We start from the raw sequence: 13,454 nt of genomic DNA on the forward strand, positions 1-13,454 counted from the left end.
GACTGAGGAGGAATCTAACAATCGAAAATCGAAAATCGAAAATCGAAAATCGACGAGGCCTTGGATTGTGGCGATGACGGCAAATGCGATGCAGGGCGATCGCGAAGAGTGTATGGCTGCGGGGATGGACGACTATTTGAGCAAGCCGATCGCCATTGAGCAGTTGGTGCGAGCTTTGCTCGCGTGTAAATCTCGATCGAACTCGGCATTCGATCGTCTGCAGCCGATTGTTTGTTTGGATGCCCCGGCAGAAGAGATCGAAGGAACGAGTGAATTACAAGTGCGATCGAATGTGGCTGTTGCGGGAAATCCACAACTGACAATTCCCAATTCGCCGGCAGTAGTCGATTGGGGTGCATCAAATCTCGATCGGGCTTTGTCACAGAGCCACGATTCCCTGAGTCCTAAGATTATAGAGGGACTGCGAGAAGTGGAAGCTTTGGACGAGGCGATCGAGATTTACCTCGAAACAGCTCCCGAACTGCTGCGAGGCATCTCTATGGCTCTGTGCAACGCCGATCCGCTGGCTTTGCGGCGATCGGCTCACTCTTTAAAGTCGATTAGCGGTACTCTCGGTGCTTTTCGCTTGTTTGAGCTGTGCGAGGAACTCGAAATCATGGGCCGCATGGGAACAAATGCTAACCAGCCTTTACCTGATCCGGCCAGCGCGCTTTTAGAAGAGGTTGAGGCGGAGTATCAAAGAGTTGAAACGGCGTTAAAAATAGAAATGCAGTCTGTTGATTGTTAGCTGTTATAGCAAATCCGGCTTAAATATCCCCTTTATCACTCAGCCGTTGAAACCGCGTCTAGACAAACAAAGTCGGCCTACGCCGACTTAAAGAATAAAGGGGGTATGATACTCGGATTTGATATTAGATCCTGTCCGATTGATTTCTCATAATGACCCGACAACTCTCCAACTCTCACTTGATGCCAAAGCCACGGTGAAAATTGGTCCCTTCTCCAGATGAGGTAAGAACCGGGTGCCAACTTTTGCCTGCGATCGCGACTTCACCAAAGAACTGGGCGGAGCGTAGCGGAGGGCTGAAGCCCCGTCCTTATAGGACGGCTTTGATTCTCTTCATTTTCTGTTAATTGTATTGATAATACATGGTACAATAAAGCAATCAAGCAATAGTAAACAATGAAAGCAAGGTACAAGTACAGAATCTATCCGACCGATCAACAGAAACAGAGCTTGGCTCAGTTATTCGGTTGCGTTCGCGTTGTCTGGAATGATGCTCTTGCACTTTGCAAACAATCCGAAAAAAAGCCGAAATCGACAGAACTTCAGAAAATAGTAATTACTCAGGCAAAACAGACTGAGGAAAGGACTTGGCTGGAAGAGGTGTCATGCGTTCCCTTGCAACAGTCTGTAACCGATTTAGAAACGGCTTTTAAGAATTTATTTGATTCCTACAAAGGGAAAAGAAAAGGGCAAAAAGTACGGTATCCTAGGTTTAAAAAAAAGACAAGCCGTCAATCGGCAAGATTTACCCTTCGTGGATTTTCCCTGAAGAAAAACGGTGGCGTTTACTTAGCAAAAATTGGAATTGTCAAGCCAATATGGTCTAGGGACTTGCCGTCAGCACCTAGCTCGGTCACGGTAATCAAGGATTGCGCTAATCGCTATTTCTTAAGCTTTGTTGTAGAGGTCGAACCAGTTCAATCCGAGGCTTTGCATCCAAGTATTGGTATCGACTTAGGGATTAAAACCTTTGCGGTAATGAGTAATGGCGCAAAAGCCGAAAGTCCTAATTATAAAAAACTAGACCGGAAAGTTCGCAAACTGCAACGCAAGTTAGCTCGCCAACCTCATGACTCCAAAAGAAGGAATATAACTAGAATCAAGGTCGCCAAGCTTCATAACCGTATTTCTGATGTCCGTAAAGATTTTCTACACAAATTATCGACCAAAATAGTCAACGAAAACCAAGTGATTGTTTTGGAAGATTTAAATGTGTCGGGCATGGTTAAGAACCGCAAACTTGCTAGAGTAATCAGCTTGCAAGGTTGGAGAGAATTCAGGACTTTGTGCGAAGCTAAGTCGGAAAAGTTTGGCAGAGAGTTCAAGGTGATTAGTCGATGGGAACCCACCAGCCAGGTCTGTTCGGACTGTGGTTTCAAGTGGGGTAAAATCGATTTATCTATTCGCTCAGTGCTCTGTTTGAATTGTGGTACCGAGCAGGATAGAGATGAAAATGCGGCGAGAAATATAGCTCAAGTCGGGATGGGGAATCGCCACGACTCTAAATGGACGCTGAGGGATTGTCAGACTATTTCGGTAGCAGAACCCGATGAAGCGTCAAGAATCACCGCGCCCTGACTGCCGGTGAGTATTTCAACGTTTTACTCATATCCGCACATTACTACTCAATCAAGACAACGCATCAGAGAACCATTCCCGACGAACTCAATTAATGAAACGTCTTGTGGAGTTTGTCAGCAAGCACCAGTTAAATCTGCGTTTAGCCGAATACCCGCCCGCGCCACAGTAAATACAATCCTATCGATATTGTTTAAAGTACCGCTTGATTTTGGACGATTTTTTTATTTGGTAGTCCCTTAATCAACAGCATCAATGCGCTCGATTTGTGTGTTTGTTTGAGGCTGTTTGCGCCGTACTGGCTCAGGCGTTGTTTGGCATCTTGACGGCTTAATCCTGCGGTTGTAGAGTGCGTCTGTTGAAGCACTCGATCTGTGGATAAGTTCCAAAATGTGAAGATTTGGGGATTCATCGGTTTGATTTTTTGGAGTTAGTTAATGAGCAGAAATTGTTTGCCACTCTTGAATCGCCGTCGATGGGATTTGTAACTCGATCGCTGAGCCAGTTACCACTGGTAAAGTTAGCTGAACGGGAATTTCAGCCTGCAACTGCGGTAGGACCGACTTAATGTCATATTCTGCGACATTCGCTGGGGTTGGTGTGCCCTTAGAAATTTCGCTAGAAATATCCTTGGCGGTTAGAGTTTCGCCCATAGATGTTGTCAGAATCAGCGGTTGAGTGCGATAGAATTCCACCGCACCAGGAAAGCCCACGACGCGCAGAGAGACAGTAGAACTACCTTCAGGATGGATGCGTTTGAAGGCGATCGCCTGCCAGGAATTTCCGTTCTGATCTTGCAGTTTTTGGCGGGATTGATACAGCATCTGCCCTGGATATTCTTCGATTTGGGTCACAGCAGAAAAAGCAGGTAAGGGAATACAGACAATCAGTAAAACGCAGATCCAAGCAGCCAGCATCCAGCGCATTAGGCGAATTTTAGAATCATTAAAAAAGCTGATAAATTTCATCACCCAAGTCCTCAATAAGTTAATATTACTGGCAATTACAGAGTAATTTTTGGGGATTTTAATCCTCATTTTTTTGTGCATTAGCTAGAGGCGATCGCCTCTCCTGCGTTTTTCCAGCCTGCAAAACTTGGCGGAAATCCCTGGACATTTTCATAGCCCAATAGGTGCAATGTCATTACTCCCATTGCCGATCGATAGCCCGTTGAACAGTACAAAACTACGGGGCGATCGCGCGGAATTTTATCCAGATTGTGTCCTAGTGTTCGGAGCGGAATATCGATCGCATTAGCGATATGTCCCGATCGATACTCAGAGGGTTCTCGCACATCCACCAACAGGGTTTGAGGGTTCTTTAATAGGTTTTTTAACCCTTCGACATTGGCGATCGTGTAATAGCCTGTGGGAATCGACGTGAGAAAGCGATCGACTCCCGACTCCAGATTCACGGTTTTTTCAGACCTTGTTTGCATCTTTTCTTGAAAGATTGGTTCAGTTTCTCTGAGAGTTGCTGCGAGAATTGGGTTTTGTCCAATACCAACCAAGAGGCAAAAACATAGTGCAAATCCCAGTAATATCGTCTGAATTGGTTTCTTAAAGCTCATGGATTTCTCCTGAAATGGATTGTTAAGGGTTCATTCTGTTAGCCAGATATTTCAGCACCATTGTCAATCAATTGATTATGGCATTGAATATATAGCCGATACTAATAATGCCAACGGTCATTAACCCAACAAAAACGGCTAAGAGTTGAGGTTTCAAAACTTTTTTAAGAATCACTATTTCAGGCAGAGATAGTGCTGTCACAGCCATTGTGAAGGCCAAAACTGTACCCATTGCCATTCCTTTATTGACTAAAGCTTCGGTAATCGGCATTACACCCGCAATGTTTGCATAGAGTGGCACGCCCAACATTACCGCGATCGGCACTGCAAAAGGATTATTTGCACCTGCATATTGAGTGATAAAATCTGTTGGCACATAACCATGAATCCCCGCCCCGATCGCAATACCGCCCACGACATAGAGCCACACCGATCGCACAATGGAGCTCGACTGGAACCATCCTTGCTCAAATCTTTGCCCCCAAGTTAGCATCACTGGTTCTGGATTGTCCTCATCACCTAGAGGTATTTCTTGATGAGATTTTTGCAGTTCCCAAACAAAGGGTTCCACCCATTTTTCTAATTTTAGTAATCCGATGATATATCCAGAGGCGATCGCCAAACCCACACCAAAACCGATATAGATCAGTGTCACCTTTAGTCCAAACAATCCCCACAGCAGGATAACAGCAACTTCATTTACCATTGGCGCTGCCATCAGATAAGAAAAGGTCACACCTAAAGGTACACCTGCTTCTAAGAATCCGATAAATAAAGGAACCGCAGAGCAAGAACAGAATGGTGTGACGATTCCTACCATTGCCGCCAAGATATTTCCCGCAAAAGTGCGCTTTCCTTCTAGCAAAGAGCGAACACGCTCGGGTTCTAAAAAGCTCTGAAATGTCCCAACAATAAAGCTAATTACAATTAGTAATGTTAAGACTTTTGGCACATCGTAAAGAAAGAAGTGCAGACTCGATCCTAAATGCGATGCGATCGACAAGCCAAAAAGTTGGGTGACAATTTGGGTTGCCAACCAATCAAATGGATAAAATGGATCGAACATCAATTTGCCTCTTTAACGCTGCAATAGGGGCTGAATTTGTTCTGGACTGATTACGTGACCTTTGCTGACGACTTTGCCATTGATTGTCATGGCGGGAGTAGACATCACACCTCGTTTAGCAATTTCGATGGGGTCGGTAATGTGCAGAACGACCGCAGTTAAATTGAGATTAGCTACAGCTTCTTTAGCATTTGCCTCTAGCTGTTGGCACTTTTTGCAGCCTGAACCCAAAATTTCAATCTCGATCGCATTCATGGCATAACTCCTTTTTTGTATTCTCTAATTCAATTCTCTACTGAATCCAAGCGATCGCTAACGTTGCTTAACTGACCCCACGCCCCCCCGAGATTCTCGAACTTGAGGAGAGCCAATATACTCTATTGAACCCACACCGGATACAGTCGCATCTAACTGCTGACTGACATTAACCACAGCACTCCCCACGCCACTATTGCGAACCGTCGCCTGCTTAGTCTTGAAATTCTCACCTTGGAAACTTCCAACCCCGGAAAGATTGAGTTCCAGCACATCGACACTTCCGGCGATTGTCATGCTACCTACCCCATCAAGGGAAATCGACAACTGTTTACCTTGGATATCCTTTACATCAACACTACCGACACCATGTATATTCAAGCTCTCTAGGCTCTTCACCTCCACAACGAACTCAATGGGCTTGGTGGGATTCATATGGGTATCTTTCATCATGGTGAGATACAGAACATTGTCAGCTACACGACTTTTTAGCAACGGCAGAATGTTGTCGTCGGCGGTAATCGTGAGGGACTCTTTTCCCGTCTGCTGTATCGTGATTTTACCTACGGATTTACTAGAAATGGATGAGAATCGACTTACTTCTCTAGATTCGGTATTAACTATTCCAGAGCCTCTAAGCCCACCCAAACTGATAGAGCAGCCTGTGAACAGGCTCAAAGCTGTTAAACACGCAACCAAACCGTATAACTTCGATCTCATTGTTTTGCCTGCTATACAAATCCTTAGTCGTTCACTTTTCATCGAAAAGATTTCTGGGAAGCTTCTGGTTTAACACGAGGCGATTCTTGTGTTTTGTATAAGCAAAGTAACTAGCAATAATCATCAGCCATCCTGGAGCCGCAAGCCATAACCAGAAACCAGGAAGTAACTTAGTTAATAGAAGATGACTATAGGGACTACTACCATTGGGTAACGCCAGCCAGTATGCTGATATTGTTCCTGTAAAGCCGACAATAATTGCAATAAAAGCAGAAACTATTGAAAATTTGTATTTTTTATGTACAAACAATTTACAGGAAAACCAATAAAGCGGATTGGCTAACCAGCCAATAGCTGGAATTTGAAGAAAGAACAATCCAAGTAGTCCCCAAATTGTAACTTCAACCCCCTTCATAACAGAAATAAAACTTGTCTGCTTTGTCTGGTTGTCAACTATATCAAAAGCAAGTGCTGGCAAGCTAAGTGCTATTATGTAGAGCAACAAAGATATTCCCCAGATAACCAAGCGTTTATCAAATAAAAGTGGCTTTTTCATGGGTGCATTTTGATTGCGATCGCGTCTTTCTATTAATTCAAGATTCCTAACACCAGGATTGTTCTCCCGGAGGATTGTGCAGTAACTCCCGAATATTGGCTTCGATCACTCGATAGCCTACATTGCCGTTGAGTCTCTGCCGTCCTTCATTAAAAATCAGGGTGGGGCTGACTGTAACCGTATGCTCTTTGACTAATTCAAAATCCTGGGATAGCTGGGCATAAGCCTCACCACTATCGATCTGAGCTTCGATAGCCGCGATCGGCAGTCTTAACTCCTCCGCAATTCCAAATTGCACCTTGCGGTCAGAAACATCTGCCAGTTGGGTAAAAAACGCCTCCCGAAATGCCCAGGTTGCTTTTTCAAATACCTGTTGATTTCGCTCTACTAAATCCTTCGTTTCTAGTAGTTGAATCGCATGGAGAAACAAATGACAGGATGTCGATGAAAATGGTGTTACCTTAGTCCAAATATCAGGATGAACGCTGATGTGATCGAACTTTTTCACAACCTCCTGGACATGATCGCTGTATCCTTGCAAACCACCGCGATCGCGCCATCGGTTTTCCAGTTTTTCACGAGCAACACCAAAGACAGGGACAAAGTGCTGTGCGATCGCAATCTTGTCTTCAAAGGTTGTTTTCAACTCATCCAAACGAATCTGAGCAATATAAGCCCAAACGCAGAGAACATCAGAAAAGTAAAAAATACGAATCGGTTCCATATCACTTCCTCCTCAAACCCACCAGGGTTTTTCTCCAGTGCGGGGATCGTTTTCCGTCCAAGGTGAGATCAAAATGCTGTTATCGATCGCCACAACCTGGACAATCTTCAGCGGTAGAGGAGCCGGGCCACGCACCACCGTCCCATCAGGGGCATAGCGGGAACCATGACAGGGACATTGAAACTGTTGATCCATTGGGTTCCAGGGAAAGGTGCAACCGAGGTGAGTGCAGTTATCAACAATCCCTATGCTGTCTAGGGTGCCATCTTCTTTGACAATCAAGTAGGTGGGTTCTCCTGCCAGACCCGCAACTAGAGCACGGGTCAGGGGCAGTTCTCCCAGGATTTGTGAGGCGGGAATTGGGTTTCCTAAAACATCTTTAGCAAGAATGGCTCCCCCCGCTCCCGTTTCTGCCCGCGGAATGAAGAATTTGCCAGCAGGATAGAGGGCGGCACCTGCGGTAGCGGCGACGGCGGCTCCGGTGATGAAATTGAGTAGTTGCCGCCGCGATAGAGATGGACTTTCGAGAGGAAGACTATTGTCCATGATGAAACTCCTTAAGAGTTAATGAATAAATTTTTCTTTCATTTGCTCTTTTGTTTTGCTGGTACGAATTCCCAGAAGGCTATAAAGACCGCAAAAACCGACGAGAGCCGTCACTAGCAATACGCCACCTGCAACTACTAGACCAATCCCTAATCCTGTGCCGCTGTAAAGGAACAGTCCTAGATAAAATAACACCGAAGCCAACAACAGGCGGAGCAGGCGATCGAACTAACCAAGATTCGTTTTCATAGCTGTAATCTCCAATGTAAAACTGATTGCAAAAAAACTGGTGCAGTCATGTAATAAGCGACTCTCAAAGTATTGCAACACTTTTTTGTAACTCTATTTTATTATAACAAATTATTTATAAAAGTAGATGAGTATGAAAATACATAAGTATGTTATTGCGAGCGAAACGAAGTGAAGCGAAGCAATCGAGCCGGCTTACGCTCACTTTACATTCTGTTACATGAACAAGTTTATTTGCGCCTACCTACTAAACTCCGATCTAATTTGTCATAATAAATGATGTTTATAGATAAAACTTAAACAAAATTTATCTGAGGGATGACTTGAAATTGCTATATATAGCAATCCTTGCAGGAGTCGTAAACTTTTTACCCCACCCCAACCCTCCCCTTATCAAGGGGAGGGAGTAAGAAATGCACAAATGATTTAGGATTTAGGATTGCTATACAAGGGCAAGATAAATTAAGGGACTACCAAATAAAAAACTCGTCCAAAATCAAGCGGTACTGTAAACAATATCGATAAACCACTTACCGAGATTGGGGAGGCTATCCCCAACAGGTTGGGACAGACGCTGATTGGATGTCCCTAACTTACTTTTTAGTTACCAAAACCCAATCGTCCGCTGTTTTGACAATCTCAGCATTCTGCAAACCTAAATGTTTTAAAACTGGTTTTTCTAACAGAAAATAAGGTTGAGGGAGAGTTTGCCATTTCTTTTTGAGCGTCGGCGCGTCGGCGACAATAACTTGGCGTTGACTATAAAAATTCAGCGATGGACGGCCCAAGCGGTGAGAAGTAAACACTTGTTGACCGGCGGGAGTTCCTGTGCGGACAATTTCGGCGATCGGCTTAACCGGATAATCCTCCGCCAGTTCCCAAACCCAGTTATCTGAAGCCACCAATACCAATAGCGTCAGGTAAGTTCCCCAAATTAAAACTAATATAAACTGCCGATCTTTGCGGTGCAGCAATACGGCCGCCATTGTCATGGTCAAACCTACAAACATTAGCATTAACTGTAAATCTCGCTCGATCGGCACAATGTATTTCCCAATTTGCACTAAGCCACTGAAGTAAATGCAGCCGACAACACCAACTACACCCAGCACTGCCAAAATCGCGGGATGAGGCAACAAAGAAATAGCATCAAAATGTTCTTCTGCTTCCTCTTTGACCGGCTCTGGTGGCAGCCACAGTTGCTCCCAAACTTCAGCGAGATAACTGCCAACGGCAAGAGCAAAAGCTGGATAAATTGGCAAAACATACCACGGCAATTTAGTAGTCATCACAGAAATAGCCAGCAGATATACTCCAGTCCAAACCAATACTAATTTTGGCCCGGGAAAACTGCGATTTTCCCAACTCAGACGCAGCCCTTGTAGCCAAAATAACTGCCACGGCCAAGCTAACTTTAAAATTTCTAAAAGATAATACCAGGGCGGGCCTTTGTGACTGCTCACAGGTTCCGAAATGCGCCGGAAAGATTCGTTAACTAAATTAGCGTGGATGAAATATTGGCCGTAGTGCAGCCATTGGGCAAAATACCAAGCAGCTACTGGCAATGTTCCGATCGCAAATCCGCCCCAAAGATACCCAGAAGTGAGGAGTCGCGGGGTATCCCAAACCAAAAAAATACAGCCCATCCCAGCCAGCAGCAGCCCCAACATCACGCCCTTAGTCAGGCAAATGAGTCCGAACCCAATCCCCGCGCCCAAAGCGTAGCGCAAGTCGCGGCGCGATCGTAGCAAACACCACATCGCCACCAGCAAAAAACACAAAACTGCTCCATCCAACATCGCCAAACGTCCATGCCGCACCACCGGTAACAGCGTCAGATAAACGAGGGCAGAAAAAATGGCGATCGAACGCGGCGGAAACAACTCCCTGCCAATGGCGTAAAGCAGCGGCACTGAAGTGGCTGTCAGCATCGCCGGTACCAACCTCGCCGTCAATTCGCTGACACCGCCTGCTGCAAAACACAGCCCGATTAGCCAGTGTACCAGCGGTGGTTTGTTGAAATAAGGCATTGAGTCGATCGTCGGATACAGCCAATTTAAGTTGCCGCGCCAAATTTCGCGACTTACCTGCGCTGCAATGCCTTCATCCCAATCCCGCAAAGCCACGCCGCCCAGATTCAGCCCGAAAATCAGCACTGCAGCCAACAGAAAAGCCAGCATCCACACTTTGTCTGTAAAGCTGTCATTCCAGCGATTTTTCGGTTTGCGGCCCAGGAATGGAAAGATTTCTGACATAAGTTAAGAGAGTTTTGAGCGTCCCAAACTGAGGGTAAACTTAGACAGCAGTTATTTGCAACTAGGAAAATACCATGAACTTGCCTGTAATTATAGATATTATCATTGGCTTAGTATTTATCTACCTGACTTTAAGCTTACTAGCTTCGGAAATTCAGGAACTGATTGCTACTGTTTGGCAGTGGCGGGCGGAACATTTAAAGAAGTCGATCGAAGTGCTGATTTCTGGAGGCAGCGAAGGTGCGAAAGATCCCCTGCAATTTAAGCGAGTCGGACAGTTGGCTCATTCGATTTACGCCAATCCGATTATCAAAGATTTGAATCAGGGAGCGAAAGGGCTTTTATCAGAGGGATTCCGCTCTGTTACGCACCGCATGGGGGATTTGTACCACGGAGTTACGGGTACTAAAAATGTTTTCGGCAATAAATCCAGTGGGCCTTCTTATATTCCAGCCGAGTGTTTTTCGGCTAGCCTTTTGGAGACTTTAAAGGTTTCTAGTTTGCTCAGCTCTATCTCTAAAACCCGATTGGAAAGATTTAAAGATTTACAATTAGCACAAATTAAACAGATTGGAAAAAATCTGAGTTTGCAGGCTGCTACTAAACCGATTATTGAGCAAGAATTTAGGTGGCTGACTGCGGAGTTCAATCGAGTTGTGGAAGATTATCAACACAATTTAGCAAGTTTGAACAACAGCTTAGATCGGATGTCGGAAAAGCTAGGATTTTATATTAAGGATTCTCAGGTTTATCTACCAGAAACCGAGCTGGCAGGGAGAGAGTTTCAGAGGCAGATGGCATTTGTCAAGGCTCGTTTTGACAGCAAAACTGAGCGGGTGGCGCTGCTAGGGCAACTACAACCGAGTTTCAGCAATCTGTTAAATACTGTTAAAAAAAGTCAAGATTCGGTAGCAGAAATTATGGAGATCAAAGAGGAGAGTCCGATTTATCAACAAATTCAAGAAACCTTGGACAGTATGCCAGAATCTTTGAAACGCAGCCTTTATATTTTAGCGCAGCGCGCTGAAAAAGGCGGCGGAGATACTCAAGAGCAGTTGCAGCGGTTTCAGAAAGAAATTGAAATTTGGTTTGACCAATCGATGGAGCGTGCTTCTGGTGTTTACAAGCGGAATGCCAGAGGGGTAGCGATTTTGCTCGGAACTGCGATCGCTGTCGCTGCTAATGCTGATAGCATTCATATTATTAATCGGTTGTCGAAGGATTCGATGTTGCGATCGACTGTTAATGTGTACGCTCAGCAGTTGGTGGAAAACAATGCTAAGACTAAATTAGATAATTTAACAAGTCTGAGAAAAGTTCAAAAGGATGTAGATATAGCTTTGGATGAGGTAGCTCTGCCTTTTGGATGGAGCGAACAGAACAGCTTGGAACGAGATGCCAAGGGGAATTTATTGTGGCTGGCTTTGATTTCCAAATTGTTTGGTTGGATATTGAGCGGCGTAGCTATTTCTATGGGGGCTGCTTTTTGGTTTGAGGCGCTCAACAAGATTATTAATATTCGCAATGCAGGGAAAAAACCGCCATCTTCCACAGAATCTTGAGGGGTGCAGTTGCGAGGCCAATCTACTAACTGTCATACCCTTTTAGATTTTAGATTTTAGATGCGGGAATGACTGAAGACTATCGAGGTTTGAAGCACGGGCTTACGGTTGGATTCTTTTTTGAAAGTGGTATCACGGATAGGATACCGGATCGATCGGTAATTGCGCGTTTGCCGGAAGTAAGGGAAAACACGCAGAATATAAATTCCGTGCGATCGCGGATGGCAGTGCTGCAGAAATAGGGCAAACTGATAGATAGGTAAAATAAGAATCAGCGAAATAAATAAGGTCGCTGGCAGTTTGAGAAACTCTGAATCCAAGGCTGTATCTATCGCTAAACACACTTTTGGAGGACGGAATATGTTCACTTCTTTAAGGGAAACTACTCCCGCCTCGGAATACGCAAATCCCCCATCCAAAAGCTTTGTAGTCAAGGACTCCAGCATCCATGAAGGTGGATATTTTGTTTCCAGGATTTTGGCTGGGGAATCTAAGTGCATTGAGAAAATGACCTCCGCACTTCAAAAATATGCCTCTATCCTTAGAGAGATTGACCAAGTTCGCCCGACTTCTGGCGAAAGCTCGGGCCAAATGCAATTAGGCTCTGTTATCCTCAGTTCAGATTACCTCGAACCATACAAAAGTCAATTGCCAAAATCGCATAGTTCTCTGACTCAAAACAGCGGACTTGGTTCGTATTATGCCGATCGAGATAGTGATATACTCAGCAACGGCGGTGGGCGCGATCGACTGTTTGCTAATTAAGGAGAGTGATTGAATGGAAGGTATGGAACGTACCGAGGGCGACTGAACCCGAATGCAATTGTAATTAGGGAGGCAGGCGCGATCGCAATCAACGATTTGATCTGACTCAATCTGCAATCATATCAATTCGCGCTGAATAATTTGAATCACGTTTGTAGTGAGGATGGCAGTCCTCACAGGGTCGGTAGCCCCCCATAAGTCAATTGATTTCTAGCGCTGGGTTCCACTTAATATCAAACAGTTTTGAGTGTTAGTAAATACGACAAAACCTTCCGGGTAATAAGTATTTGGATGTATGGCAAACCTAGCAACTTCAAAGCATATAGAATTATTCAAAATCTACATAATTCAGTTTTACGTTAGATGAAATACAGCTAGGGAAACTGTAGTGCATTGTGCCTATATGTAAAATATCACACTCAAATAAAAACTACTAAATATAATTAAGAGGAGTTATTCTTGGGGGAATTACCCAGAATTTCCGAATACCTGAACTCCCGCTACTGTTAGCCAAATAAGGTCGAAAAAATTTGGATGGTAGCACCTAGATTGATTTCTTTTAATATTCGCAATAAGTGTTGTAATATACTCCCAGCGGTAGAGGTTTAAATTTTCATTTTGGTCAGGGTGCAAGCGATAAATACGATCAGAATAAATCAATAAAAATTTTGGAAAAAGTGCACCATGTTCCAATTGAGTGTTAAAATATAATCAAATAAGCCTGATGAGATTACTCCGGGGTGTATCTACTAATAATGCCCTTAATGGAGTCTCCAATATGAGTTCTACATTCGCTCAAGTTAACTCACAATCTTCTCTTGAAAAACCGCTACTGCGCTCCTTAGTCTTCATTGACTCCG

Annotated in this window: 17 protein-coding genes; 6 read left to right on the forward strand and 11 right to left on the reverse strand. The window is 44.5% G+C overall.

Features of this window, described 5'->3' with window-relative positions; translation table 11 throughout:
• The 3 genes from QUA43_RS23245 to QUA43_RS23255 form a co-directional block, all read left to right on the forward strand.
• On the forward strand, positions 1–748 hold a 748-nt coding region (locus QUA43_RS23245), incomplete at its 5' end, for an Hpt domain-containing protein (protein WP_333376792.1).
• A gap of 396 nt (positions 749–1,144) precedes the next feature.
• Positions 1,145–2,326, forward strand: coding sequence for an RNA-guided endonuclease TnpB family protein (locus tag QUA43_RS23250; protein WP_333376794.1), 1,182 nt, complete (start codon positions 1,145–1,147; stop codon positions 2,324–2,326).
• 31 nt (positions 2,327–2,357) lie between these two features.
• The gene (locus QUA43_RS23255; RefSeq protein WP_445301996.1) at positions 2,358–2,498 is read left to right on the forward strand and encodes an ISAzo13-like element transposase-related protein; all 141 of its coding nucleotides are present in this window, start codon (positions 2,358–2,360) and stop codon (positions 2,496–2,498) included.
• Between the two features lie 21 nt (positions 2,499–2,519).
• On the opposite strand, the gene QUA43_RS23260 is transcribed toward QUA43_RS23255, so the two are convergent.
• The 11 genes from QUA43_RS23260 to QUA43_RS23310 all read right to left on the reverse strand — a co-directional run bounded on the left by QUA43_RS23260 (position 2,520) and on the right by QUA43_RS23310 (position 10,267).
• Positions 2,520–2,738, reverse strand: coding sequence for a cation-transporting P-type ATPase (locus QUA43_RS23260; RefSeq protein WP_333376795.1), 219 nt, complete (start codon positions 2,736–2,738; stop codon positions 2,520–2,522).
• Positions 2,739–2,760: 22 nt separating this feature from the next.
• The gene (locus QUA43_RS23265) at positions 2,761–3,363 is read right to left on the reverse strand and encodes a DUF3122 domain-containing protein (protein WP_333376797.1); all 603 of its coding nucleotides are present in this window, start codon (positions 3,361–3,363) and stop codon (positions 2,761–2,763) included.
• An 11-nt stretch (positions 3,364–3,374) separates the two neighbouring features.
• Positions 3,375–3,896 carry a rhodanese-like domain-containing protein gene (locus QUA43_RS23270; RefSeq protein ID WP_333376799.1) on the reverse strand — a complete coding sequence of 174 codons (522 nt, stop codon included), beginning with the start codon at positions 3,894–3,896 and terminating at the stop codon, positions 3,375–3,377.
• Positions 3,897–3,963: 67 nt separating this feature from the next.
• The gene (locus QUA43_RS23275) at positions 3,964–4,962 is read right to left on the reverse strand and encodes a permease (RefSeq protein ID WP_333376801.1); all 999 of its coding nucleotides are present in this window, start codon (positions 4,960–4,962) and stop codon (positions 3,964–3,966) included.
• Between the two features lie 12 nt (positions 4,963–4,974).
• Positions 4,975–5,217, reverse strand: a complete 243-nt coding sequence (locus QUA43_RS23280) for a thioredoxin family protein (RefSeq protein WP_333376803.1) — start codon at positions 5,215–5,217, stop codon at positions 4,975–4,977.
• A gap of 57 nt (positions 5,218–5,274) precedes the next feature.
• Entirely contained in the window at positions 5,275–5,979 is a 705-nt protein-coding gene (locus QUA43_RS23285; protein WP_333376805.1) for a GIN domain-containing protein, read from the reverse strand.
• Positions 5,969–6,493, reverse strand: coding sequence for a hypothetical protein (locus QUA43_RS23290; RefSeq protein WP_333376807.1), 525 nt, complete (start codon positions 6,491–6,493; stop codon positions 5,969–5,971). The genes QUA43_RS23285 and QUA43_RS23290 overlap by 11 nt, the downstream gene beginning before the upstream one ends.
• A 46-nt stretch (positions 6,494–6,539) precedes the next feature.
• On the reverse strand, positions 6,540–7,217 hold the full coding sequence (locus tag QUA43_RS23295; protein ID WP_333376809.1) for a DsbA family protein: 678 nt from the start codon (positions 7,215–7,217) through the stop codon (positions 6,540–6,542).
• Between the two features lie 12 nt (positions 7,218–7,229).
• On the reverse strand, positions 7,230–7,763 hold the full coding sequence (gene petC / locus QUA43_RS23300) for a cytochrome b6-f complex iron-sulfur subunit (protein ID WP_333376811.1): 534 nt from the start codon (positions 7,761–7,763) through the stop codon (positions 7,230–7,232).
• An 18-nt stretch (positions 7,764–7,781) separates the two neighbouring features.
• A complete protein-coding gene (locus tag QUA43_RS23305; protein WP_333376832.1) occupies positions 7,782–7,982 on the reverse strand; it encodes a DUF2892 domain-containing protein in 201 nt (66 codons plus the stop codon).
• A gap of 623 nt (positions 7,983–8,605) precedes the next feature.
• A complete protein-coding gene (locus QUA43_RS23310; RefSeq protein WP_333376813.1) occupies positions 8,606–10,267 on the reverse strand; it encodes a glycosyltransferase family 39 protein in 1,662 nt (553 codons plus the stop codon).
• 74 nt (positions 10,268–10,341) lie between these two features.
• On the opposite strand from QUA43_RS23310, the gene QUA43_RS23315 reads away from it, so the two are divergent.
• The 3 genes from QUA43_RS23315 to QUA43_RS23325 all read left to right on the forward strand — a co-directional run bounded on the left by QUA43_RS23315 (position 10,342) and on the right by QUA43_RS23325 (position 12,594).
• On the forward strand, positions 10,342–11,829 hold the full coding sequence (locus QUA43_RS23315; protein ID WP_333376814.1) for a hypothetical protein: 1,488 nt from the start codon (positions 10,342–10,344) through the stop codon (positions 11,827–11,829).
• A gap of 68 nt (positions 11,830–11,897) precedes the next feature.
• A complete protein-coding gene (locus QUA43_RS23320; RefSeq protein WP_333376816.1) occupies positions 11,898–12,071 on the forward strand; it encodes a hypothetical protein in 174 nt (57 codons plus the stop codon).
• Between the two features lie 118 nt (positions 12,072–12,189).
• Positions 12,190–12,594 (forward strand): hypothetical protein, encoded by a 405-nt coding sequence (locus tag QUA43_RS23325; protein ID WP_333376818.1) that lies wholly within the window; start codon positions 12,190–12,192, stop codon positions 12,592–12,594.
• The last annotated feature ends 860 nt before the right edge of the window (positions 12,595–13,454 follow it).

Origin of the sequence: Microcoleus sp. N9_B4, from assembly GCF_036701635.1 — a bacterium.
Classification (GTDB): domain Bacteria; phylum Cyanobacteriota; class Cyanobacteriia; order Cyanobacteriales; family Microcoleaceae; genus Microcoleus.

Coding starts and splice junctions, on each gene's coding strand:
- QUA43_RS23250 (WP_333376794.1), top strand. CDS start 1,145: ATGAAAGCAAGGTACAAGTACAGAATCTATCCGACCGATCAACAGAAA.
- QUA43_RS23260 (WP_333376795.1), bottom strand. CDS start 2,738: ATGAATCCCCAAATCTTCACATTTTGGAACTTATCCACAGATCGAGTG.
- QUA43_RS23265 (WP_333376797.1), bottom strand. CDS start 3,363: ATGAGGATTAAAATCCCCAAAAATTACTCTGTAATTGCCAGTAATATT.
- QUA43_RS23270 (WP_333376799.1), bottom strand. CDS start 3,896: ATGAGCTTTAAGAAACCAATTCAGACGATATTACTGGGATTTGCACTA.
- QUA43_RS23275 (WP_333376801.1), bottom strand. CDS start 4,962: ATGTTCGATCCATTTTATCCATTTGATTGGTTGGCAACCCAAATTGTC.
- QUA43_RS23280 (WP_333376803.1), bottom strand. CDS start 5,217: ATGAATGCGATCGAGATTGAAATTTTGGGTTCAGGCTGCAAAAAGTGC.
- QUA43_RS23285 (WP_333376805.1), bottom strand. CDS start 5,979: ATGAAAAGTGAACGACTAAGGATTTGTATAGCAGGCAAAACAATGAGA.
- QUA43_RS23290 (WP_333376807.1), bottom strand. CDS start 6,493: ATGAAAAAGCCACTTTTATTTGATAAACGCTTGGTTATCTGGGGAATA.
- QUA43_RS23295 (WP_333376809.1), bottom strand. CDS start 7,217: ATGGAACCGATTCGTATTTTTTACTTTTCTGATGTTCTCTGCGTTTGG.
- petC (WP_333376811.1), bottom strand. CDS start 7,763: ATGGACAATAGTCTTCCTCTCGAAAGTCCATCTCTATCGCGGCGGCAA.
- QUA43_RS23310 (WP_333376813.1), bottom strand. CDS start 10,267: ATGTCAGAAATCTTTCCATTCCTGGGCCGCAAACCGAAAAATCGCTGG.
- QUA43_RS23315 (WP_333376814.1), top strand. CDS start 10,342: ATGAACTTGCCTGTAATTATAGATATTATCATTGGCTTAGTATTTATC.
- QUA43_RS23320 (WP_333376816.1), top strand. CDS start 11,898: ATGACTGAAGACTATCGAGGTTTGAAGCACGGGCTTACGGTTGGATTC.
- QUA43_RS23325 (WP_333376818.1), top strand. CDS start 12,190: ATGTTCACTTCTTTAAGGGAAACTACTCCCGCCTCGGAATACGCAAAT.